This window comes from Psychromonas sp. MB-3u-54 (assembly GCF_002836415.1).
Classification (GTDB): domain Bacteria; phylum Pseudomonadota; class Gammaproteobacteria; order Enterobacterales; family Psychromonadaceae; genus Psychromonas.
This window is the reverse complement of sequence record NZ_PJBP01000104.1, coordinates 1-22,314: the sequence shown is the minus strand read 5'-3', so window position 1 is coordinate 22,314 and position 22,314 is coordinate 1. Positions and strand designations below refer to the sequence as shown.

Here is a 22,314-nt window from a genome sequence, read left to right as displayed (position 1 = left end):
ACTTAACTTCAATTCGGGATAATAAAAGCGCAAGACTCTTTAATATCAAGCTGAGGTTACTTAGCGTTATTTCTATGACTTAACAAACTTAAGGTAATTAAAAGCCATGCAACAATTAAGCACAAACCACCTATTGGTGTAATCGCCCCTAATATTTTTGTTCCAGTCAAAACATACAGATACAAACTACCACTGAATAAAACCACCCCGAGTACAAAAGCGATTTTACTCGCCAGTAAAAAAGCGTTAGTGATAAAAAGGGATAACAGACAAACCCCTAATAAAGTTACCGCATGAAACAGCTGATAAGTAACAGCTAATTGAAAATATTCAATCTCTTTTAGCGTCGCCCAAGCCGCCAGGCCATGACTGGCATAAGCCCCTAAGGCCACGCCCGAAGCCCCTAATAAAGAAGCTATTATTAAAAACAGGCGGGTTGTCCCGGTGAGCTTTATTGGCATTATTGGGTATCAATAATATCAAAACTTTTGGCTAAATCGTCCATCTGCTTCATTTGAGAAAGGAAGGGCTTTAACTGACTCAATGGCAATGCACAAGGACCATCACATTTTGCATTGGCCGGATCAGGATGAGATTCCAGAAAAAGACCGGCAATACCCTGCGACATGCCCGCCAAACCAAGTTGTACAACTTGACTGCGACGACCATCGGCACTGTCGCTGCGTGCGCCTGGTTTTTGCAGAGAATGCGTTACGTCAAAGATCACCGGATAACCGGTTTCTTTCATGGTACTAAAACCAAGCATATCAACAACCAGGTTGTTATAACCGAAACAGCTGCCCCGCTCACAAAGAATAATGTTGTCATTACCCGCTTCATTAAACTTGGTAATAATGTGTTTCATTTCATGCGGTGCTAAAAACTGTGCTTTTTTAACATTGATAACCGCATTGGTTTCTGCCATTGCTTTAACCAGATCAGTTTGCCGACTTAAAAATGCGGGTAACTGAATAACATCAACGACCTCGGCAACGGGCGCCGCTTGAGAGGGTTCGTGCACGTCGGTAATAATGGGCACATTAAAAGTATTTTTGATCTCTTCAAAAATACGCAGCCCCTCTTCAAGGCCGGGACCACGGTAACTGTGAATAGATGAACGGTTCGCTTTATCAAATGAGGCTTTAAATACATAAGGAATATTTAAGGCTGTGGTCGCTTCAACGTAGGTTTCTACCACTCGCATCGCCATATCACGGGATTCAAGTACATTCATGCCGCCAAACAAGACAAAGGGACGATCATTAGCAACGTCAATATTGCCTACTTTTATTATTTTTTGTTTCATTACCTGCTCACTTGGATTTAATGGACAACTTGCGTAGGAGTATCAATATTTATTTGTCTGATTTGTCGTTTTAACAAACCAACAATAGGATCTTGCGGATAGTGCTCAATAAAAAACTCAAAGTCGGTGCGCGCTAAATTCAAACAGTCGAGTTGCTGAAATAAAAACCCGCGGTCGCGCACCTCATAGGCATCATTAGGATCAATACGCAGTAACATATCGCAACAAAGTAGCGCCTGCTCTAATGACTCCTCTTGAACATAAGCGGCCTTGATAACATTGATTAAGCGCATAATAATGGTTTTATTATCATCGGGCTCCAACATCTCAGCACTTAATCTGGCATGGTTACCTAATTGACCGCGCAGTTTAAGCTCGAGTAGATTCCTTGACGCTAATTCACCGGTAAAGGGATCAATATAGATCGTTTCATCATCAATATTGACGCGGACAATAAAACCACTCGGGAAACAGATCCCCTGCGCGTCAAACTGACTCTCTTTTAAGAAATCCAGTAATAACACACCTAAACTAATTGGAATACCTTTACGGCGTGATAATACATTTGAAATAAGGGCATTTTCTACTTTAAAAAAAGCCTTCCAATCACCCTTGAAATCTTGTTGTTGATATAAACAATCAATTAATTTCAACAACTTCGCTTTATCAACAAGATCAAAATCGGATAACTGCGACTGCAAAACAAGATGCTGTAAGCGTAAAGTCTTATGAAACTCTGCCACGTTCAGTCCAGTCAACTCAGACTCGACAGAAATGGCCGCATCCGTGAGCGAATGCTCTGCGAAATCAAACTGTTCATTTATAATAAATTCTGTTCTTACATTTTTAGAAACTGTTGTCATTTTTTATCCTAGCAATATCATGGCTTGTTTACTGAAGACGAGTTGCCCGATATAAACAATCCAACCACACGCACCAACAAAGGCGAAAAATCGCATCCCTTTGCGGGTTTTTTCATTCAAGGCCACATTTACAAGGATTAAGTAACCAATAAATGCACCTATTTTTTCAATTAGCCAATAATTTTGGCTGTCGAACGGATTGATCTGCAAAACGCCCATCAAGCCTAAGCCGAGCAACGCAATGGTTAAATGAGTGTGCAGTAACATTTTTTTGAAAATAACTTTTTGGGCATTTTTATGATCCGTTACTCTCCAGTAAAAACATAAGACAAAAAGCACAATCGCTATTAATATCAAGGTTAAGTGAGTATGTTTTAAAAAGCTGTACATCTATTTCTCCAAATATTACGTTTATTTTTATAATGAATTAGGTTGGTTAAATGATCCCATCGTAACGCGATCATTATCCCCATAATCTTTAATGGTAATAACCTTTGAATAACCTAAGTGAGTGAGTAATTCTCGAACAGCTGAACCTTGGTTAAAACCATGTTCAACTAATAAACACCCCCCTTGTTTAAGATATTCCGGTGTTTTCTGTGCAATTTTTCGAATGTCTGCCAGACCATTTTCATCCGCCACTAAAGCCGACAAGGGCTCAAAACGAACATCTCCCTGCTTAAGGTGACGATTGCCCTTTTCAATGTAAGGAGGATTAGACACAATCACATCAAACAAACCGTTAACACTATCAAACCAATTACTGCGTTGAAAATGAACATTGTTAAGCTTTAAATCTTTTCCATTTTCAATCGCCAGCTGCACTGCTCTTTCATTAACATCAACACCCAGACAATATGCCTCAGGTAATTCACTGGCGAGGGCTAAAATAATAGCCCCTGTGCCCGTGCCGAGATCTAAAATACGGGCATCGGCTGCGCAATAGTCAAGCGCAGTTTCAACCAACAGTTCAGTGTCAGGGCGCGGTATAAGTGTTGAGTTATTCACCTTTAAAGGCAATGACCAAAATTCTCTGGTACCCGTTAAATGAGCAACAGGAACCCCTTTTACTCGCTGGCTAATAAACACTTCAAAAGCGCTTTTTTGTTCTTTGCTAAGTTCACGCTCAGGCCAAGTCATCAGGTAAATGGTTTCTTTTTCTAAAACAAAGGCTAACAGTATCTGCGCATCTAATAACGCACTTTCACTATCAACCAGAGTAAACTTTGCCCAGCTAAGTGCATCGTCTATACGCAATTAGAATTCCGCCTGAGAAAGTGCGGCGAGTTTATCGGCTTGATCTTCCAGCAAAATAGGCTCGTGTAAGGCATTTAAATCACCTTCTAACACCTCATTCAAACGGTAAACTGTTAAATTAATACGGTGGTCACTAACACGCCCCTGCGGATAGTTGTAGGTACGAATGCGTTCACTGCGATCACCACTTGCCACTAAGCTGCGACGAATAGTTTGCTCTTCAGCATGCATCTTTTCATCCTCAGCCTGCTGCAGGCGCGACTGTAACACAGACATAGCCTGTGCTCTGTTTTTATGCTGTGAACGCTGATCCTGACATTCAACCACTGTACCTGTTGGCAAGTGAGTTAATCGAACCGCTGAATCGGTTTTATTAACGTGCTGTCCACCCGCGCCAGACGCACGAAAGGTATCAACTTTAAGATCCGCAGGATTAATGGAGATGGCCTCGGCTTCAGGTACTTCCGGCATAACAACAACGGTACAAGCAGAGGTATGAATACGACCTTGAGATTCAGTTTCCGGTACACGCTGGACACGATGACCGCCGGACTCAAATTTCATAATACCGTATGCGCCCTCACCATCAATCTTAGCAATCAATTCTTTGTAACCACCCTGCTCGCTGGCATTACTGTTCATCACCTCAACCCGCCAACCTTTGCTTTCAGCATATTTGCTGTACATACGGAACAGGTTGCCCGCAAAAATAGCAGCTTCATCCCCGCCGGCACCCGCTCTAATTTCTAAATAACAGTTACGATCATCATTAGGATCCTTTGGCAGCAGTAATATCTGCAAATCGGCAGCCAATTTTTCCACGGTTTTTTTGGCTTCTTTAATTTCCTCTTTGGCCATTTCACGCATATCGGGATCATCATCATCGGACATCATTTCAGCAACGGCAAGATCATTTTGGGCACTTTGATATTTTTTAAAGGAAAGTACAACAACTTCCAGTTGTGCATACTCTTTGGTTAACTCTCTGTATTTATTTTGATCACTAATCGTACCCGGATCACCTAATAATGCTTGAACCTCTTCGTAACGTTCAACCAGTACCTCGAGCTTTGCCACTATTGATGCTTTCATATTTTTCTCTTATGTTCTTTTATTCATTTGCTGAGTGTACAGCGAATGTTAATCTTTTTTGCTCAGACCCAAAGCATTACGCAACAACATCAGTTCATTATCATTACCCGACCGAGCAGTCTCGTTCAAAGCCAGACTGGGATGATGAATCAATTTATTGGTTAATTTAAAGGCTAATTCTTTTAAAACTTTGTCGGCTTGCTCTCCGTTTTGCAACGCAGAAGAGGCTCGATTTAATAAATCATCTCGTAACTGTTCACTGTTTTGACGATAAGTACGAATAGACTCAACCGCCTTTAGCGATTCTATCCATGAAATAAAGTCAACAATACAGCCATCGATAATTTTTTCAGCTTCAAGCGCTGCGACCTGACGGGCTTGTTTATTTTCTTCTATGATGCCCTGTAAATCATCAACGCTATAAAGGTAAATATCACGTAACTCTGAAACCTCCGCTTCAATATCACGCGGTACAGCAATATCTATAAATAACATAGGTCGATTACGACGCGCTTTTAACGCCCTTTCCACCATGCCTTTACCAATAATAGGCAGCGGACTTGCCGTCGATGAGATAATGATATCAGCTTGTCCAAGGTGATTGGGAATTTCCCCCAGAGTGATAGCCTGCGCATCAAACTGCTCAACCAGTGCCATCGCCCGAGATAAGGTACGATTCGCAATAGTGATATTAGGGACTTGGTGCTCAATTAAATACTTACCAACCAACTCGATTGTCTCACCCGCACCGATTAATAAGACCCTGCTTTGGGATAAATCACTGAATATTTGTTTCGCTAAACAAACAGCCGCAAAGGCAACAGAAATAGCATTAGCGCCGATTTGCGTTTCAGTGCGTACTCGTTTTGCCACGGTAAAGGTATGCTGAAACCATTTCTGAACAATTTTATCAACGCCTTTAGCTTGTTTAGCCGTGGCAAAAGCTTGTTTTATCTGCCCTAAAATTTGCGGTTCACCTAACACTAACGAATCCAGCCCGCAGGAAACGCGAAAAAGATGCTGGATAGCTTGATTTTCATGATAACAATACAAACTGGGTCTTAATTTATGCTCTTCGATATCATGAAAAGAACAAAGCCACTTAATGACCTCGTCGCAGTTACCTTGCTTTAAATGACAATAAATTTCGGTACGGTTACAAGTTGAAACAATGACCGCCTCCAATACTGTCGGTTGTGCTAATAATGCTTGATAGGCATCTAATAACAGATCAGCTGAAAACGCGACTTTTTCACGCAATGCGACTGAAGCAGTTTGATGGTTAATTCCTAAAGCAAATAGAGGCATGTATAATTTCACAAAACAAGTTAAAACGGTTAGGGGAGAATGAGGAATTCTACGGACATTTACGCAAGATTTAAAGAAAACGATGTATATCGGCGACATTTAAGCAATTTATTTTTATATATAACGGTTAACAGCGCACGAAACCGAGCAGAAATGACAAATTTTTCCTTTAATATTTTTACAAGTCAGTGACCCTTGGGTATTATTACTTTAATTAATATCCACTCACTTCAACTAAGATGTTGTTTAAACCATGCCTATTAAAAATATCGCCACCTTTTTCTTGCTTATTTTCTCACTCTCGGGATGTACATCTCTTTACGATACTTTTGTATATCAAATTGATGTTACACAGGGAAATTATATTGAGGATGAAAAACTAGATCAAATCGCCCTTGGTATGTCCCAAGAACAAGTTATTTTTATTCTTGGCTCTCCCATGCTGATAGATCAATTCGATTCATCAAAATGGTACTATATTCGTTACATCAAACCGGGCGGGGAAGCGATTCAACAGGATCAAGTGGTTTTTACCTTTGAAAATCTGTTGCTGACCAAGATTGCAAGAGAGGGTAAAATTGATATAAATCCGCTTATTAAAACGCCTAAGGCAAGAAATGCGCCAAATGCCGCGGCTGAAGACCCCAGCACTAGCGATGACCCGCAAACAGATAATGACACACCTGTTATTGTTAATTAACTTAGACGGATATTGTGAATTGACTTAGACAGAGTTAGCCGTAGTAAATTTGTTACGGCTAACTTATTAAGAATAAAGATGAAGATGAGATTTATTCTTAATAAATTATTTTTTACTCATTTTAGCGGCACGTAATTTGCGCATCTCTTTCGGGTCTGCAATCAGCGGACGATAAATCTCGATACGCTCTCCCGCTTTTACAATACTGGACAATTTATCCGGCCGGCTGAAAATACCGACTACAGCTTCACTGGGTATAATTTCTGGAAAATGCGTGGTGATCCCGGATAACGTAATACATTCTTCAAGCGTGCTCCCGACTGGCACAGATAACGACAGTAAAACTTGTTTATCCGGCCGGCCATAAACAACTTCAATTTCAATCAACTCATTCATACAGTTCCCTATCGTATTCCGTAAACTACTTTTGCGCGGCTGGAAAAAGATTTTACCATGGAACCCACTAACTCATTAAAAATCCGCCCAAATGCAAGTTCAGCCAGTGAACTATTAAATTCAAACTCTAAATCTAAATTTATTTTACAGGCCTGTTCGTCGAGTTTAGAAAATGTCCAGCCACCTTTTAAATGTTTAAAAGGACCATCGACTAAATTCATTAAAATGCTTTGCCCATTGACTAAAATATTTTCTGTGGTGAAAGTTTGGCTAATACCGGCTTTTGATACTTCAACTGAAGCGCGCATCACATTATTATTGTTAGTTAATATATTAGCATCAACACAGCCCGGTAAAAATTCAGGATAAGCATTCACATCATTAACCAATTGATACATTTCTTCGGCGCTGTACATAAGTAACGCACTACGAGATACCTGTGCCATCTGCTTTCCCTACATAAAAAAAGTCATATTACACGATCTGCGCCATCAAGAAAAAACAAATAAGGATTTATTCCTAAATTTAGGCGATTTTTATACAAATCAACGAGTAATTTATAATAGTCACTCTATCAATTTATAATAGTCACTCTATAATACGAGGCTATGGCTAAAAAAAATTCAAAAACTAAAAATAATGACAATACGATTGCACGAAATAAACGTGCTAGTCACGACTACCACCTAGAAGAACGCTTTGAAGCAGGTCTTGAATTACAGGGTTGGGAAGTAAAATCGTTACGCGCAGGCAAAGCGAACATCGCTGATAGTTATATTTTCCTGAAAAATGGAGAAGCATGGCTATTGGGTGCCTCTTTTCCTCCCCTTCTTGTCGCATCTTCACATGTTGTATGTGATCCTATGCGTTATCGTAAATTACTGCTTAACAGGCGAGAACTCGACAACTTAGTCGGTAAAGTTGAACGTCAGGGTTATTCAATTATTCCCATCTCTTTATACTGGAAACACGCGTGGGTAAAAATATCATTTGCACTGGCAAAAGGTAAACAAGAACACGACAAACGCGCCGATGTGAAAGATAGAGAATGGAAAGTTGATAAAGAACGTATGATGAAACACAGCGTTCGCTAGCAATAAATGTAAAAATTTAATATATAGCAAAATAATGTGATATAGATAACAATAACACTATCTAAAGCATATTTTTTTTGCTATTGTTAATCCGTAAGCAGATAAAGCGCTTACCACTGTGGGGATGATTTAGGACTCGACGAGATTCTTGAAACCCAAGGTGCATGCCGAGGTGGCGGTTGGCCTCGTAAAAAGCCGCCAACGTTATAGTTGCAAACGACTCTAACTACTCTCTAGCAGCTTAGGCTAGCTAGCCTTCCACCCACGTTTCTCCTATGGGCAGGGATTCGGAAGGTCATTCACATTGGATAGCGAGGGAACCTTGTTCGAGGGTGAACCGCGAAATAGTATCGGACTCGCTTTTTGATATCCTGTCAGTTGGAGATCAACGAGTTAACCAAATAACTGACTAAGCATGTAGTGCCGAGGATGTAGGTTTTTCGGACGGGGGTTCGACTCCCCCCATCTCCACCACCTATAGGCTTTAAAATACTAAAAGCCGACTAAACCCGCAAAGCCAGTCACCAACTGGTCTAGCGGGTTTTTTTATGTCTATAATTTGTGTTTTTTCAGTCTAAAATTTACAAGTTTTTTTGAGATGTGTCCACAAATTGCCCTCAATTAATTTATTGCAGTGCTGTTTGAATCGCTTTTAAAACCCCATTCCCAACAAATCAAACGTCTCCACCTTCATTTCAGTTGGTTTATCTGACTCTGCTTTTACTATTTCAACCGGCTTATCTGCTCTGATGTAATATGACCTTACCCAGGCGGTTCTCCGCATTACGCAATATTTAGCCAAACTCTCGAGTGTCTGGCTAAATGAAGACGCCACCCTTTTCCGCCGTAAATATTATTTAAACGGCGCTCATTCCGGTTTTTTACTGTACATGAACAACCCGAACCTGACTGATGCCCAGGAGCAGGGTATTAAAATCAAACTCAACAGCGCCAAAATTTGGGTGATTTTAAAAATATGTTCGTCAACGGCAAAGGCAAAGACAAAGACAAAGAAAAACCGGAATTAATCCCCGTTGGCCAGCTCGATGCAAAAGACGAATTCAGCAAGATGAAAAACGTCACCACCGGCGATATTCTTTCAGCGCACCGTATTCCCCTGGATTTAATGAGTATCGTTCGTGAAGGATTTAGCCCGGTGGGTGATCTGAATAAAGTGGACAAAATGTTTCATAAAAACGAAATTAAACCGATCGGAGAAATCTTACTGGAGCTGAATGATTTTGCAGGCTTTGAAGTGCTTAAAATGAAGGAGTATGAGGAGCTGGAAACGGGCAGTTAAAAACAATGTTCGGAAAGTAAAAAGGGTCGATTTACTAATAAACAACAATAATGAACGAATAATATTTATTATTTTTAAGTAGCAAACGCCCCCATGACCTAGAATAGACACTAATTATTAACAAACTGCAAAATGAAAGACTTGACCCTCGGCCTATTTGACCCTCGGCCTATTCCCAGCAAGATGAAAAACGTCACCACCGGCGATATTCTTTCAGCCCACCGTATTCCGCTGGATTTAATGAGCATAGTGCGTGAAGGGTTTAGCCCGGTCGGTGATCTGAATAAAGTGGATAAAATGTTTCATAAAAACGAGATAAAACCGATCGGAGAAATCTTACTGGAGTTAAATGATTTTGCAGGATTTGAAGTGCTTAAAATGAAGGAGTATGAGGTGCTGGAAACGGGCAGTTAAAAACAATGTTCGGAAAGTAAAAAGGGTCGATTTACTAATAAACAACAATAATGAACGAATAATATTTATTATTTTTAAGTAGCAAACGCCCTCATAGCGACCTAGAATAGACACTAATTATTAACAAACTGCAAAATGAAAGACTTGCCCCTCGACCCATGTGTGATCGTACTTACCGATTTTTTTACCTATTCTAAAATCAGCCTTTTTAGCACGTCCGCCATTCTGCTGAAAGACTCCATTTACCCGTTCTTTTTGCAGATGAGAAATCAACCAGTAACTGCTGTAGAGCGCATCACCTATGATTAAGTCACCTTTTTTGAATGTATCTAAGGTTGCCCTGAGCATTGAGTGTTCATTTGCTCCTTTCCCTTTATAAGGGGCTATTTGAGCATTAATTGCAGCACCACTTTCTAGACAAAAGATACCTAAAGCTCGACAAATTGGGAAACCTAATCCTTTCTTTTGTGTTGATTGTTGAGGATATTTTTCTTGATTATCAGTTGAATCTGGCAGTGTAAATGTTGTTCCATCTATCAAATAGATACTGCCTTTTATACGCTTTTTATTATCGATTTTTTCGTTGACAGCACGCCCTGTATAACGAACTAATTCTTGAATGAGTTCGAGAGGTAATTTTTGCCGACTACGGCAAAAAGAGCCCGTGGATTTACTAATGTTTTTAAGCAAATCATCAATATTATCAATGATAAATTCATTAACAACACGCGTGCATGAACGATCAAAACTAAGTGCCTGCTTGATAAACATTGCCAGGGTAAGAGTGGGAGTAAAAATTCTGTCCCTATAATTTGAAGTCGCTTTATTAATGATTGAAAAAATATGTTCAGATTTTAATATATTAAGAAAATCTTGGTCGGGGATACAGGGGATATCTTTTAATGCAGTTTTAGAACATTTGGTGTTAAAATAACTCATGCAGTCAGGATCTATTGTATAGGTTTGTGGTGAATCAATTATACAATTTTTTCTGGCTGCTCTTTCCAAATTTTAAAAATATTCCTACCCAATAATCACCTAAATATTCCTTAATGCAGTGCCATTCAGACTTGACCCTCGGCCCTCGTAAATAAGTAGGCACGGGCTTGTTCAACAACCAGATAAGGTGTCGGCTGCGCGACACCTATCCTTATTTGTTATGGCTCATTTGTAAATTCATTCGTGCAATATCGAACAATATCAAGTTCTAATAAAGTTGCTATTTGGCAATGGTAAAATAAAGAAGTCAGAAAGATGCCAAAATTAGTCGGTAACTCTTTCTCTTTAAGTGTTCTCCATACTTGTTCATGTTGCTCACCAGAAGTTTCAGGGTAATAATAGTTAGTCATTTTTCCATATGTATAACAATGATGTCCACTATCAATACCTACTAATATATTGTGCATATGTCGCTGTTCAATATCTAAATTTATAAAGCTGTCACTCTCTAATGATTTAGGCAATGATTTACTTAAAACGAATGAATAAATTTGATCGAATGGTTTATGCAAAGGAATAAAAGGTTCATCTTTATAACTCCGATACGGCGTAGCTTCGGGAACCAATTCTTTTAATTTTTTTATTTCAGCCAATTTCGTTAATATTTTCGTTAGGTCTGATTTGGTTTTTATTTCTGATTTTATTTCACCAATCGCAACTACACACTCAATGGGAAAGAACTTTTGATGTGCAGAGTCAGCAATCTTAGGGCAAGAATTAGGATCATAAATAATAATGTCGCATTGTGTACTTACGCCTCCATCACTACTGATAATAAATCCTTCTGATATTTTCAAGTTTTGAGGAATGAAAAAGTTTAATAACTCTGATACTGCCTTTTCTCTGAACTCTCCATATTCACCAGGGTGAATAAGTTGCTTTTTTTCTTTGTCCCAAAATATATCTTTGGAAGTTTCATAAGCACTTTTTAAGTTATCTATTTTACTTTTAACTAGTGACTGAAATATCTGATTACTCATACTCTACCCTTGAGCCATAACGCCGCACTAAGCGGACTAAAATAGTGGGTTATAATGTGGAGCGAAGCGAAACGTAACCCACTGTTTTAGTTCCGTTTAAGTGCCTTGTGTACGCCCAGCATGGGCATGAACTAATGAGGTGAAAGTCCTCTGTAGGAAGATCACCGTTTAATAACACACTGTAATTAAACGCCAACTACTAGCGAATGGCAAGGGCTTGTCCGCGAGGATTGGTCCGGAGGAAGCCGCTAGCAAATTTGCGAGCTGATGAACAAGAACATCATAACAAAAGAACCATGCCACCCATTTTTCTAAAACCAAAAGAACCATGCCACCCATTTTTCTAAAACAAGAACCATGCCACCCATTTTTCTAAAAACAAAGAACTATGCCACCCATTTTTATAAACAATAAAATATCCTCTTTCAATATTCATTGCGATAGTCTTTTATCGTTATTCAAACGCATAAATTGTGAAATCTGAGGAATATGGCCGTTTTGAACCAACAGCAGAAACTTGATATCAATAAGTGGGAAATGGCTTACAGGTAGTTAAAAATTAAGCTTTAAGCACACAACCAGCGTTGGCAGTTTGCTGCTCCGTGGCGTCGCTTTCGGTCTAAATGTTCACAGTATTCGGTTAATGCGGGTAAGGAACCTACCGCCCCTTTAAATAAACAACCAAATTCGGTGACGATTTTAAGCCAGTTCTCTGCCGGAATATTAAGTCGGTTTAGAATGTGTTGGCTCCTTGAACTAATGGCATCGCTTATCTTACAGTGCCCCGCTGCGGGACAGGTAGATGAAACCATCATTAACCATACTCGCAGAGCAAGAATAGACTAGAGAGATAATCGGAAACTGGCGAAAGTCTATCCACTTAAAATCAGCAACACGATTAATAATCGTGCCTGCACATCAATTTCAAACGCATCTATCACCTAAAAAATCATCCTTATACTGCGTATTTCTATATAAGGTATGCAGTTTTTGATCGAGACTTAGCATGTTCTCTGTAAAAAATAGACTAGTTTGAACGCAGTAAATAGTGACTTTTGTTGATTCAAATTGCTTAGATATCTTATTTAAGTTGAGCTTGATGCTATTTTTGAAACGCTTTCATCCACTGCATTAAATGATTTAATAGCTGCTGCGCTCCATTAGGTAATTGCCGACCTAATCTTGTAACCATATGCGTTTCCCCGGTATTAAATATTTCATCTTCTAAAGGAAGCGCGACCAATTTTTTATCTAATATCTCTCTAGTGATAACAAACTCGGGTAAAAAAGTAATCCCCATACCGGTACACACAAATTGTTTTAACACTTCAATGGAATTAGTAGTAAGGGAGGGGATAAATCGTAATTGTTGTTTTAATTCGACGAGCGCTAACAATTGACGTACGCCAAAACTACTCTCAGACAAAGCGACTGGGTAGTCTAACAATAAATTTAAAGTTAAAGGTTCTGTGCTGTTAGCAAGTGGATGATTTGGGTTAACCACTGCACATATTGGTTGCTCGCTGATAACCTGAGAGCGTACTTTAGGGTGATGAGTGGGGTGAAACAATAAACCTATATGTGCTTCATCTTCTTCAATTTGACGCATCACTTCATTAGAGTTTGCTAAAGTAATTGATAAGGTTAATTTAGGGAATTTTCTAGAAAACGCTGAAAGCGGACCGATCATTAAATCGTTGACAAATCCCTCCCCGATGACTAATTTTATATGCCCTAATTGAAACCCTTGTAAAGCTGATAATTGAGCAATGCAATTTTCTTCATTATTTTTAATTTCACGGTAATAGTTCAGTAAAAATTCACCTGCTTGAGTAACGACAACGCCAGTACGATGCCGTTCAATTAACTCGCAAGAAAGCTCTTTTTCTAACAGTGCAATATGACGACTAATACCAGATGGTGACATATTTAATTTATCTGCAGCACCTCTGATAGTGCCTACTGTTACTGCCTCGTAGAAATAGATCACTCTTTTATCTTTGATTTCTATCACTTCAAATTTTCTCTAAAAAGTTAAAATAATTATCGTTAAAACAGATGTAATGTCCCAATCATTCCAACTGCGCAGCTTGCCAGTCAAGAATATCAGGCTTAATCAAGGCTTTCTAAGCTAAATGTTGTTGCGTTAACGCAATCCAATAGTTAGCACCTAAGGAGAGTATATCATCGTTAAAATCGTAGTGCGGGTTATGCAATCCTTCACCATCTTTTATTACGCCGTTACCTATCCAAATATAAGCACCGGGTTTTTTTAACAACATGAAAGCAAAATCTTCCGCTCCCATACTCGGCGCAGGATCTAATAATACATTGCTTTCACCGACTAAGGCCGTGGTCACTGCGCGGCATATTTTAGCCTGTTGCAGGTGATTTACAGTACTAGGGGCTATCCGACGATAGTCAAGTGCGCCTTCAGCAGAAAAAGCTTCACAGATGCTTTTTACTCGCTGACGCATTAACGACTCTATTTGATCTTGTTGTTCAGTGGAAAAAGCACGACAAGTGCCTGACAAGGTAACGGAATCCGGAATAACATTATAAGCTTCACCACCGAGCATTTTTGTGATGCTGATGACCCCGGAGGACAGTGGATCTAGGTTCCTGCTGACAACACTTTGTAGCGCACCAATTAATTGACTTGCTACCAAAATAGGATCAGTGCCCAGATGCGGCATCCCGGCATGACAACCTTGGCCCTTGATAGTAATATCAAATACATCCAAAGAGGCCATAACAGCACCGCTGTGTACTGCAAATTTACCTTGCTCAATACCCGGCCAATTATGCATGCCATAGACAGCATCGACATTAAATTTATCGAACAAACCGTCATCGCACATTGCCTTCGCGCCGGCTTCTCCCTCTTCTGCAGGTTGGAAAATAAAGACCACCGTGCCGGCAAAATCTCTGTTTTCAGATAAGTACTTAGCAGCACCTAATAACGTTGCAGTATGACCATCGTGGCCACAGGCATGCATTTTTCCTTGATGATGAGAACGGTGTTCAAAATCATTTAATTCTTGCACATTAAGTGCATCAATATCTGCGCGTAAACCAATAGAACGACAGCCAGGTCTATCGCCTTTTAGAGTGGCGACGACACCTGTGACTCCTAACCCGGTGCACACATCTAAACCAAAACTTTCCAGCAGTTGTACTATTTTACCCGCGGTGCGGTGCTCTTCATAAGCGGTTTCTGGATGGGCGTGAATATCTCTACGCCATTCCCGCATTAGCAAGTCTAATTCACTGCCTAGTGCAATCGCTTCCATTATTATTTCTCTCTTTTTATGAATATATTTCAATGATGGTATTGCCAGCATAGCTTGCCGCAATACGTAAGCCATTTTCTTCAGTCAGGATATAGGCAACATTATTTTCATTTAAATGGGCTTTAGCTTGTTCTATTGAATGTGTCTTTACGCGAATAGCAATACCGCAAGGGAGCTGGTCGTCATTGCAGGGGATCGCTACACCCGCAAAACGTAATTTGGCTCGTTCTGGGCTGAGTATTTCAAAATCACCCTTATCAGTCTTTGCAATTAAGCCCCCCTCCTCAACGGTAACGGCTTCTGCGCCGTAAAGACCTGCAAAACGCTCATAAAAGTCCGCGGGTTTTGCAGCAATATAACTGACCATAGTAATAGCATTAGCACCATTGGCATGGGTCATCCAATCCTCAACCCAAACTAAATCAGGTTTGTGTTGATGACAAAGGAAATTGGAAATAGCAGGTTCCTGGGAGTTAATTAACATCACCAGTGAAACAACCGCTTCCTCTTCACTGCCATCGGGTCGATGAGCAATACGCCTAAAATCGACGATGCCTTGGTTTTCAACACCATTGTCTTCCAACAATTGATGATCAGCTCTAGCATCTTCGCTATGCAAGGCAACAAGAGAAATGCCCTCTTTACGCTCTATTGAATTTTGAATAAAACGACCAAATGCAAAGCCTTTTTCATTAACCATATCCAGTTTACTATGATCATAGACGCTGATCAGTTCGATAAAATTTTCTGGAAACATTAATAAATGATTATCTGTACCCCAAGGGTGATGATGTCTCGGATTGATAAAAAACCCTAAACGAGCAAAGTCAGTCACTGCCTTATCTATATCAGCAATCGCCACTAGAGGATGATCAATACCTAAATGATTTTTTTTAGTCGCCATTTTACACCTATTTATATGAATTGATTTTAACATTGACTATGTTTTTCCTTTGCTGTCAGGCCAAACACAGTGGTATTTTCTGCAACATCTTTAACCACCACCGTTCCACCGGCCACTTTGGCATTTTTACCAATCTCGATATTTCCGTAAATCACTGTCCCTGAACCTATGAAAGCCCCTTGACGAATTTTTGGATGACGATCGCCACTGCCTTTACCGGTGCCCCCCAAAGTGACACTTTGAAAGAGAGTAACATCATCTTCCACTACAGCAGTCTCGCCTATAACAACTGCCACCGAGTGATCCATAAATATACCAGAACCTATTTGTGCAGCCGGGTGTATATCGATACCAAATAATGAAACTGTCTTTGCCTGTATATAGCCAGCTAATGCTCGCTGTTGGTTAAACCAGCAATAATGAGCAAATCGATGACACTGTAATGCTTGATAACCAGCAAAAAACAACAATGGTGAGTAGTGGTCTTTGATGCTGGCATTGCCGCTTAATTGACATAACAAATCCGCTAAAGCGCCTTCTTTAATGCTCTTTCCCTTTATTCCAGCGATATCACTAGAGGGCTTTTGTTGCGATAAAACGATAGAATAAAGGTGGTTTTTCCACGACAAAACTGCGCTTTGCTGATCGGCTAGTTTTTCGGCTAAAATATGGCATAAAGCCGCTTCAAAATTGGCATGGTCTAAGATATTACGCTGAAAAAAAGTGTTTAATAAAGGCGTGTTATTTGCCTCCTGCTGAATTTCTCGTTGTATCGTTGGCCACAAATTCGCAACATCTATTTCTCTGACATAATCTGACATACTTAATGACCTTATGTTTACTAAAAATTTTAAAACGCTTTTTTACTCACACTTTTTATTATTTATTCGACACTATATCCAAATTGAATCGCTGCATCTTTTGCTGTTTCAATCCAAACACTTTTAGTTTGAGTATATTCAAGCAGCCCTTCATAGCCGCTTGAACGCCCATAACCACTTTCACCAAAGCCACCAAAAGGTGACATCACATTGATAGCTTTGTAACTGTTTACCCAGAAAGTACCCGCATTAACTTGAGCGGCCATGCGATGAGCTCGACCAATATCAGCAGTCCACACTGCACCGGCTAAACCAAAACGGCTATCATTGGCGATGGCGATCGCGTGATCTTCATCGTCAAAAGGAATAACAGAGACGACAGGACCAAAAATTTCTTCTTGTGCAACACTCATGTTATTAGCAACATCGGCTAATACGGTCGGTTTATAAAAATAACCACCTTCACCTCCAAGCACATTACACTCACCACCACCTGCTGCTACTTTAGCGCCTTGTGCTACCGCCTCTGCAACAAGCGCCTTGATATGGTTAAACTGATTAATGTTATTAACAGGACCAACCATAGTCTCTTCTAACCAAGGTAAGTTTACTGCAATTTTATCAGTTGCAGATGCCAGTCTTTCTACGACTTCTTGGTAAACATTTTTGTGCACTAATAATCGAGAGCCTGATACGCAACTTTGCCCGGCGGCCGCGAAAATGGCAGCTTGCGCCCCAACAACTGCACGATCTAAATTGGCATCGTCAAAGATAATATTTGCTGACTTTCCACCTAGTTCTAATACGCAGGGGATAACACGTTGTGCCGCTGCTCCAGCGATTAAACTGCCTGTTTTAGGAGAACCGACAAAAATGACTTTTTTACAAAGCTTATTGGCGATAGCAGCTGCGCCTGTGGTATGGCCTAACCCATTAATAACATTCACTAATCCTTTAGGAATACCCGCTTCTTCCAGCAACTTAGCAAGTACTGTAGTACTTAATGGTGTTAATTCAGATGGCTTTAAAAGCACCGCATTACCTGCACAAATGGCAGGTGCAATTTGCCAGCCACCTGTAAATACAGGCGCATTCCAAGGTGTGATTTGCACAACGACACCGAAAGGCTCATGACGAGTGTAATTTAAATGGCTAGTAGGGACTGGGATAACTTGGCCAGTCATTTTATCGCACCAACCCGCGTAGTATTCGAACATTTCTGCTACTTTAGCCACTTCGACACGACAATCGCGTAAAGGTTTACCGGCAGAAATACACTCAAGCTTAGCCAGATCTTCCGCAGCTTCACGCACTTTTGCACCACAATTGTACATAGTGCGACCGCGGGCTGTCGCGGTCATTGAAAACCACTCACGCTGAGCGAGAACAGCCGCTTGTGCCGCATGCTCAACATTGACGGAGCCAGCATCTTGATATTGCATAAAAACGTTGCCAGTGGCTGCATTGACTAAATCAATGTTATCTCCTGTACCGCTGACTAACTGACCATTGATCCAACTACCAAATTGATCAGTGCCTAACATAGTAGTTAATAGTGAAGATACTTGGTTTTCACCGTTTTTTTCGACGCTAAATGTCATATTTATATTCTCTGTTAATAGTTTAGGGGGCGCTAATATTTATTGATTCATATTTATAAGGGCTATGCTTAAAGATGGTTTTTTACAATGCAATTAAAGTCATCTTCATCAGCAATGGTGTTTTCACTTTCGGCCCATATCTCGGCAGCTTTTTCACTGAGAGAGAGATTCATACCCATATCTGAAATTAATTGCTGAGCTAAGCGCACATCTTTACGCATTAATTTCATAGAGAACCCCGAATCAAAGCCTTCATTCAAAATCCAACGCGGAAAGTTAACTTGACTAATCGCACTGCCGCCTGATCCTGCATTTAATCCTTCAATCAACGCCTGCGGGTCAAGTCCCGCCTTTTTACCTAAGGCAACAGCTTCCGCGGTGGTTATTAGATGGGCTGCGCAAAGTAAATTATTAATCAGTTTTGCCGCATGTCCACTCCCGGATTCACCTAAATGCACCACTTTACTGCTCAATGCATTGAGAAATGGCATCGCTCGCTCAAGTGCTTTTTTCTCACCACCAGCGACTATTACCATGGTTCCAGCAGAAGCACCTGCAGGCCCACCGCTCACAGGGCAATCTAACAAGTGATGCCCCTGCTTACTTAAAGTAGTCGCAAGTTCGCGTGTTACATTCGGCTCTGACGTCGTAGTATCAACAATTAGGGTGTTTTTTGTAGCGTGTTTTAACAAACCTTCTGGGCCATTAATAACTGCTTGCACGTGCTTTGCCATAGGCAGGGATAAGATAATATTTTCGCATTGTGCGCACAGTGATTGAATGCTATCGACTACTTCAACACCCATCGCTGCCGCTGCTGTGCGTTGTGATTCACCTAAATCAGTGCCTACTACGCTAAAGCCTTCGCGAATAAGTGTTTGCGCCATACCGTTGCCCATATTACCAAGACCAATAATGCCGATTTTTTTGTCCGCTGCGTTCTGAGTCATATTTATTCTCTCTAATTTGGGAAATAGCGCTTAAAGTAGTTTTTAAACGTTCAAGTAGATAAAGAATAAAACTTAATACAACAAATATATATGAAGCAGTTTTCTTTTATTGTTCTAAAAAACGCAACACCTACTGATATTGGTCGCGTCGTAAGGTTCTCTGAATAGCTAGATTACGACATCTTAGTTTTGGTGAATCGCATCTATATGGGTCATTCTTAAAATCAATCTCAACAGCGCCAAAGGCCTGGGTAATTTTAAAAAAATGTTCGTTAACGGCAAAGGGAAAGACAAAGAAAAACCGGAATTAATCCCCGTTGGCCAGCTCGATGCAAAGGACGAATTCAGCAAAATGAAAAATGTCACCACCGGCGATATTCTTTCAGCGCATCGCATTCCTCTGGATTTAATGAGTATCGTGCGAGAAGGTTTTAGCCCGGTCGGTGATCTGAATAAAGTGGATAAAATGTTTCATAAAAACGAAATTAAACCGATCGGAGAAATCTTACTGGAGTTAAATGATTTTGCAGGATTTGAAGTGCTTAAAATGAAGGAATATGAGGTGCTGGAAACGGGCAGTTAAAAACAATGTTCGGAAAGTAAAAAGGGTCGATTTACTAATAAACAACAATAATGAACGAATAATATTTATTATTTTTAAGTAGCAAACGCCCTCATAGCGACCTAGAATAGACACTAATTATTAACAAACTGCAAAATGAAAGACTTGACCCTCGACCCTTAACAAACTGCAAAATGAAAGACTTGACCCTCGACCCTCTTAATAAAAACGAAATTAAACCGATCGGAGAAATCTTACTGGAGTTAAATGATTTTGCAGGATTTGAAGTGCTTAAAATGAAAGAGTATGAGGTGCTGGAAACGGCTCAATAACACCGCGTAAAACTGGTGCGTAGGTTAGCGCTGTTTTTGCCGCTTTGGGTTTTAGCAAACCGCGACAGCTGTATCGCCCTGTTGAATGGCTTTTTATCCCGTGGTTTGGATGGTTGGAGTTTAGGTCAGGGTTAAGTCTGCATCTTGTATGAATTTATCTAATTGCACTCTTATCGATCTTAATTGTTCTGGCGATTTCTTTTGGTTTTTCAAACCAAATATATCATCGTGGTCAACCATTAACTTCATATCAGCTAATTGACCTGTTTTTGTTTCATGAAATTTTATAATGACAAGAGGATCATTAGCTCTGTCATTTAAAAGTCTAGCGTGGAATAGTCCGATATAATAAGGAGAAGCTCCTTGAGCTAAAGAAGAGTCTTTTACTCTACCCCACTCTTTATCTTCATAGGTTTGGTATATTTCGATGTAACCTTGGTTTTCCCATTTTGTTTGTAGTTCGATAATCTCATCTAACCACTCTTCATAATCGTACCCATAGTGATCGCTTAATACACCAAAAAGGGTATTAATAGTTACTTCTTCAACATTCTTTCTTTCTATTTTTATATCTTGCATCGACGGAGCTAAGTCCTTTCAGTAATTGTGCTTTTTTCTCTGTTAAAGACCCGTGTAAACTTATACGCGCTGAGTTATTAGCTACAGCAATAAGTTTGGAAGTTTCTTCTTGATATACGCTCATAGTGCTAAGCATGATAATTACCTTAATAAAATATTACGCTAAAATTATAAACCTACCTGACACTACCGTCAACACCACTTTGAGAAACAACTTCCAAACATCCCATTATCCATTAGTGTTTCTGTGGGATGAAGCGGTGCTTTGGCTATTTGGGTATAACGCTTTGCCTTGTTAACCTGAGCCATGCCGTGAGCGTAGTGTAGTGTAGCGCCAAAAATTCACTCAGTACCGAAGTGGAGGTATGGCTTCAGGTTCACGAACTTGTTAGTTGCATATTTCGAATATTTTAACAGGATTAAGTTTGAAGTCATTACCACAAAGTTTTGCTTTCGTTACATTTCCAGACAAGTTTGGGAACTTATTTATTGAAGACTCATTGATTTCAGATGTATTAAAATTACAACCTAGGTAAATCCCTGTTAATGCCTCTCTATTTACTTTGACCATAGGATGAAAGTCGTGGTTTCCACTCAAGAATTTACGCCATGACACCGCTTGGTCAAACCCAAAGTAGCTATGAGTATTACATTTTAGCTTTAAGATTACATTTTCACTTGTTTCGTCATAAGAATGTTCTCTCTAAAAATACGACCGACAATACTCCTTATCTTTTTCTTTTTGCTACGATACAAGCGATCCTCATTTTCATCAAAATCAGATGATTCAAAAATATGATAGAAACAATCATCTTCAATATGCCATGACACTATATTTAAGTCGCCATTTTCATTTAGCTCGTCAAAGTGATTTTTCACTAAACTTTTTTTGGAAATGATAATAGAGTCAGCATTTCGAAAGTCTGACGCATACCTCACTTCTTCTTCATATTCCCATTCAATATATTTTTCAAAAAAAATATCTCTTGATAAGTACTTATCAAAATCATCACTTAGCTCTAGGCGTCTTTTTTTCTCATATTGAACATCACCAAAATTATAACTCCCCTTATTTAGTCTATCAAAAAGGCTTGTTGTATTATTAGAACCGTCAGACAAACTAGAAACTTCAAATTCTAATATTCCACCTTCATGATTCGAAGCGTAATGCGATAACATTATAATATCAGATGATTTTCTAGATAATGAGACTATACCTTTATAACGACTACTTTCTTGAATACTATCTTTAAAGCCAGGAAAGATACTATCGTATTTTTCTTTAAATATTTTTTTACATTCAATGCCTAAATTATTAATAAATCCATCTGTTAATTTTGCTTCAAATGGATCATTTAGTTGTAAAATTGGTGTTAACTTCATCGCTGAAGATTCTATAAATTGATTTATATGCGGAGTGTATTTATATACTTTCATGACTATTAGCTTAACTCAAGTGTGATTTAAAAACCGATCCAACGCCCGCTTAAGCGGGCTGAAATTATTGGCTATATGTGGAGCGAAGCAAAACTGAGCCGACTATTTTAGTTCCGTTTGAGCGAG

The 22,314-nt window shown here is 39.7% G+C and carries 25 protein-coding genes, 1 other RNA gene and 1 pseudogene; 7 read left to right on the top strand and 20 right to left on the bottom strand.

What is annotated here, in order from left to right:
• Positions 1-56: 56 nt before the first annotated feature.
• The 7 genes from CXF72_RS04360 to hemA are packed head-to-tail and all read right to left on the bottom strand — an operon-like array spanning position 57 to position 5,826.
• Positions 57-461: a DUF423 domain-containing protein gene (locus CXF72_RS04360; protein WP_101037081.1), complete on the bottom strand. Its 405-nt coding sequence runs from the start codon at positions 459-461 to the stop codon at positions 57-59.
• A complete protein-coding gene (gene kdsA / locus CXF72_RS04355; RefSeq protein ID WP_101037079.1) occupies positions 461-1,306 on the bottom strand; it encodes a 3-deoxy-8-phosphooctulonate synthase in 846 nt (281 codons plus the stop codon). Before kdsA ends, CXF72_RS04360 begins: the two co-directional genes overlap by 1 nt.
• Before the next feature lie 17 nt (positions 1,307-1,323).
• Positions 1,324-2,169: a SirB1 family protein gene (locus CXF72_RS04350; RefSeq protein ID WP_101037077.1), complete on the bottom strand. Its 846-nt coding sequence runs from the start codon at positions 2,167-2,169 to the stop codon at positions 1,324-1,326.
• A 3-nt stretch (positions 2,170-2,172) separates the two neighbouring features.
• A complete protein-coding gene (locus tag CXF72_RS04345) occupies positions 2,173-2,559 on the bottom strand; it encodes a SirB2 family protein (RefSeq protein WP_101037075.1) in 387 nt (128 codons plus the stop codon).
• 27 nt (positions 2,560-2,586) lie between these two features.
• Entirely contained in the window at positions 2,587-3,426 is an 840-nt protein-coding gene (gene prmC, locus CXF72_RS04340) for a peptide chain release factor N(5)-glutamine methyltransferase (RefSeq protein ID WP_101037072.1), read from the bottom strand.
• Entirely contained in the window at positions 3,427-4,518 is a 1,092-nt protein-coding gene (gene prfA, locus CXF72_RS04335) for a peptide chain release factor 1 (protein ID WP_101037070.1), read from the bottom strand.
• Positions 4,519-4,566: 48 nt separating this feature from the next.
• The gene (gene hemA / locus CXF72_RS04330) at positions 4,567-5,826 is read right to left on the bottom strand and encodes a glutamyl-tRNA reductase (protein WP_101037068.1); all 1,260 of its coding nucleotides are present in this window, start codon (positions 5,824-5,826) and stop codon (positions 4,567-4,569) included.
• 253 nt (positions 5,827-6,079) lie between these two features.
• On the opposite strand from hemA, the gene CXF72_RS04325 reads away from it, so the two are divergent.
• The gene (locus CXF72_RS04325; protein ID WP_101037066.1) at positions 6,080-6,526 is read left to right on the top strand and encodes an outer membrane protein assembly factor BamE; all 447 of its coding nucleotides are present in this window, start codon (positions 6,080-6,082) and stop codon (positions 6,524-6,526) included.
• 105 nt (positions 6,527-6,631) lie between these two features.
• Here CXF72_RS04325 and CXF72_RS04320 read toward each other — a convergent pair whose 3' ends face one another.
• Together CXF72_RS04320 and CXF72_RS04315 are read right to left on the bottom strand one after the other, a co-directional pair.
• A complete protein-coding gene (locus CXF72_RS04320) occupies positions 6,632-6,922 on the bottom strand; it encodes an RnfH family protein (RefSeq protein WP_101037064.1) in 291 nt (96 codons plus the stop codon).
• 8 nt (positions 6,923-6,930) lie between these two features.
• Positions 6,931-7,368 (bottom strand): SRPBCC family protein, encoded by a 438-nt coding sequence (locus tag CXF72_RS04315; protein ID WP_011769960.1) that lies wholly within the window; start codon positions 7,366-7,368, stop codon positions 6,931-6,933.
• Positions 7,369-7,530: 162 nt separating this feature from the next.
• On the opposite strand from CXF72_RS04315, the gene smpB reads away from it, so the two are divergent.
• The 4 genes from smpB (at position 7,531) to CXF72_RS04295 (ending at position 9,730) form a co-directional block, all read left to right on the top strand.
• Positions 7,531-8,016: an SsrA-binding protein SmpB gene (gene smpB, locus CXF72_RS04310; protein WP_101037061.1), complete on the top strand. Its 486-nt coding sequence runs from the start codon at positions 7,531-7,533 to the stop codon at positions 8,014-8,016.
• Positions 8,017-8,136: 120 nt separating this feature from the next.
• Positions 8,137-8,490: a transfer-messenger RNA gene (ssrA, locus tag CXF72_RS04305) on the top strand.
• 484 nt (positions 8,491-8,974) lie between these two features.
• Entirely contained in the window at positions 8,975-9,316 is a 342-nt protein-coding gene (locus tag CXF72_RS04300; RefSeq protein ID WP_101037058.1) for a hypothetical protein, read from the top strand.
• A gap of 132 nt (positions 9,317-9,448) precedes the next feature.
• A complete protein-coding gene (locus tag CXF72_RS04295; RefSeq protein WP_101037056.1) occupies positions 9,449-9,730 on the top strand; it encodes a hypothetical protein in 282 nt (93 codons plus the stop codon).
• A 120-nt stretch (positions 9,731-9,850) separates the two neighbouring features.
• Here the strand turns inward: CXF72_RS04295 and CXF72_RS04290 are convergent, their stop codons facing one another.
• The 9 genes and pseudogenes from CXF72_RS04290 to CXF72_RS04250 form a co-directional block, all read right to left on the bottom strand.
• Positions 9,851-10,738, bottom strand: a complete 888-nt coding sequence (locus CXF72_RS04290; protein WP_157823185.1) for a transposase — start codon at positions 10,736-10,738, stop codon at positions 9,851-9,853.
• A gap of 149 nt (positions 10,739-10,887) precedes the next feature.
• Positions 10,888-11,709, bottom strand: coding sequence for a DUF6602 domain-containing protein (locus CXF72_RS04285; RefSeq protein WP_101037052.1), 822 nt, complete (start codon positions 11,707-11,709; stop codon positions 10,888-10,890).
• Positions 11,710-12,275: 566 nt separating this feature from the next.
• A pseudogene (locus CXF72_RS04280) lies at positions 12,276-12,473 on the bottom strand (transposase); the annotation flags it as partial.
• Positions 12,474-12,811: 338 nt separating this feature from the next.
• Positions 12,812-13,723, bottom strand: a complete 912-nt coding sequence (locus CXF72_RS04275; protein ID WP_101037050.1) for a LysR family transcriptional regulator — start codon at positions 13,721-13,723, stop codon at positions 12,812-12,814.
• 112 nt (positions 13,724-13,835) lie between these two features.
• Entirely contained in the window at positions 13,836-15,002 is a 1,167-nt protein-coding gene (locus CXF72_RS04270; protein WP_101037048.1) for a M20 aminoacylase family protein, read from the bottom strand.
• Positions 15,003-15,018: 16 nt separating this feature from the next.
• Positions 15,019-15,906 carry a VOC family protein gene (locus tag CXF72_RS04265; protein WP_101037107.1) on the bottom strand — a complete coding sequence of 296 codons (888 nt, stop codon included), beginning with the start codon at positions 15,904-15,906 and terminating at the stop codon, positions 15,019-15,021.
• A 26-nt stretch (positions 15,907-15,932) separates the two neighbouring features.
• Positions 15,933-16,727: a serine O-acetyltransferase gene (locus tag CXF72_RS04260; RefSeq protein WP_101037046.1), complete on the bottom strand. Its 795-nt coding sequence runs from the start codon at positions 16,725-16,727 to the stop codon at positions 15,933-15,935.
• Between the two features lie 62 nt (positions 16,728-16,789).
• Positions 16,790-18,328, bottom strand: a complete 1,539-nt coding sequence (locus tag CXF72_RS04255) for an aldehyde dehydrogenase family protein (RefSeq protein WP_101037044.1) — start codon at positions 18,326-18,328, stop codon at positions 16,790-16,792.
• A gap of 68 nt (positions 18,329-18,396) precedes the next feature.
• Positions 18,397-19,278, bottom strand: a complete 882-nt coding sequence (locus CXF72_RS04250) for an NAD(P)-dependent oxidoreductase (RefSeq protein WP_101037042.1) — start codon at positions 19,276-19,278, stop codon at positions 18,397-18,399.
• Positions 19,279-19,543: 265 nt separating this feature from the next.
• On the opposite strand from CXF72_RS04250, the gene CXF72_RS04245 reads away from it, so the two are divergent.
• Positions 19,544-19,861: a hypothetical protein gene (locus CXF72_RS04245; protein ID WP_101037040.1), complete on the top strand. Its 318-nt coding sequence runs from the start codon at positions 19,544-19,546 to the stop codon at positions 19,859-19,861.
• A gap of 173 nt (positions 19,862-20,034) precedes the next feature.
• Entirely contained in the window at positions 20,035-20,172 is a 138-nt protein-coding gene (locus CXF72_RS19260) for a hypothetical protein (RefSeq protein WP_157823184.1), read from the top strand.
• A gap of 120 nt (positions 20,173-20,292) precedes the next feature.
• On the opposite strand, the gene CXF72_RS04240 is transcribed toward CXF72_RS19260, so the two are convergent.
• Together CXF72_RS04240 and CXF72_RS04235 are read right to left on the bottom strand one after the other, a co-directional pair.
• On the bottom strand, positions 20,293-20,751 hold the full coding sequence (locus CXF72_RS04240; RefSeq protein WP_101037038.1) for a hypothetical protein: 459 nt from the start codon (positions 20,749-20,751) through the stop codon (positions 20,293-20,295).
• A gap of 666 nt (positions 20,752-21,417) precedes the next feature.
• Positions 21,418-22,188 carry a DUF2971 domain-containing protein gene (locus CXF72_RS04235; RefSeq protein ID WP_101037035.1) on the bottom strand — a complete coding sequence of 257 codons (771 nt, stop codon included), beginning with the start codon at positions 22,186-22,188 and terminating at the stop codon, positions 21,418-21,420.
• Positions 22,189-22,314: the final 126 nt, after the last annotated feature.

Bases quoted from the DNA above. Each gene is read 5' to 3' on its own strand.
- CXF72_RS04360 (WP_101037081.1), bottom strand. From the start codon at position 461: ATGCCAATAAAGCTCACCGGGACAACCCGCCTGTTTTTAATAATAGCT.
- kdsA (WP_101037079.1), bottom strand. From the start codon at position 1,306: ATGAAACAAAAAATAATAAAAGTAGGCAATATTGACGTTGCTAATGAT.
- CXF72_RS04350 (WP_101037077.1), bottom strand. From the start codon at position 2,169: ATGACAACAGTTTCTAAAAATGTAAGAACAGAATTTATTATAAATGAA.
- CXF72_RS04345 (WP_101037075.1), bottom strand. From the start codon at position 2,559: ATGTACAGCTTTTTAAAACATACTCACTTAACCTTGATATTAATAGCG.
- prfA (WP_101037070.1), bottom strand. From the start codon at position 4,518: ATGAAAGCATCAATAGTGGCAAAGCTCGAGGTACTGGTTGAACGTTAC.
- hemA (WP_101037068.1), bottom strand. From the start codon at position 5,826: ATGCCTCTATTTGCTTTAGGAATTAACCATCAAACTGCTTCAGTCGCA.
- CXF72_RS04325 (WP_101037066.1), top strand. From the start codon at position 6,080: ATGCCTATTAAAAATATCGCCACCTTTTTCTTGCTTATTTTCTCACTC.
- CXF72_RS04320 (WP_101037064.1), bottom strand. From the start codon at position 6,922: ATGAATGAGTTGATTGAAATTGAAGTTGTTTATGGCCGGCCGGATAAA.
- CXF72_RS04315 (WP_011769960.1), bottom strand. From the start codon at position 7,368: ATGGCACAGGTATCTCGTAGTGCGTTACTTATGTACAGCGCCGAAGAA.
- smpB (WP_101037061.1), top strand. From the start codon at position 7,531: ATGGCTAAAAAAAATTCAAAAACTAAAAATAATGACAATACGATTGCA.
- CXF72_RS04295 (WP_101037056.1), top strand. From the start codon at position 9,449: ATGAAAGACTTGACCCTCGGCCTATTTGACCCTCGGCCTATTCCCAGC.
- CXF72_RS04285 (WP_101037052.1), bottom strand. From the start codon at position 11,709: ATGAGTAATCAGATATTTCAGTCACTAGTTAAAAGTAAAATAGATAAC.
- CXF72_RS04270 (WP_101037048.1), bottom strand. From the start codon at position 15,002: ATGGAAGCGATTGCACTAGGCAGTGAATTAGACTTGCTAATGCGGGAA.
- CXF72_RS04265 (WP_101037107.1), bottom strand. From the start codon at position 15,906: ATGGCGACTAAAAAAAATCATTTAGGTATTGATCATCCTCTAGTGGCG.
- CXF72_RS04260 (WP_101037046.1), bottom strand. From the start codon at position 16,727: ATGTCAGATTATGTCAGAGAAATAGATGTTGCGAATTTGTGGCCAACG.
- CXF72_RS04255 (WP_101037044.1), bottom strand. From the start codon at position 18,328: ATGACATTTAGCGTCGAAAAAAACGGTGAAAACCAAGTATCTTCACTA.
- CXF72_RS04250 (WP_101037042.1), bottom strand. From the start codon at position 19,278: ATGACTCAGAACGCAGCGGACAAAAAAATCGGCATTATTGGTCTTGGT.
- CXF72_RS04245 (WP_101037040.1), top strand. From the start codon at position 19,544: ATGTTCGTTAACGGCAAAGGGAAAGACAAAGAAAAACCGGAATTAATC.
- CXF72_RS19260 (WP_157823184.1), top strand. From the start codon at position 20,035: ATGAAAGACTTGACCCTCGACCCTCTTAATAAAAACGAAATTAAACCG.
- CXF72_RS04240 (WP_101037038.1), bottom strand. From the start codon at position 20,751: ATGCAAGATATAAAAATAGAAAGAAAGAATGTTGAAGAAGTAACTATT.
- CXF72_RS04235 (WP_101037035.1), bottom strand. From the start codon at position 22,188: ATGAAAGTATATAAATACACTCCGCATATAAATCAATTTATAGAATCT.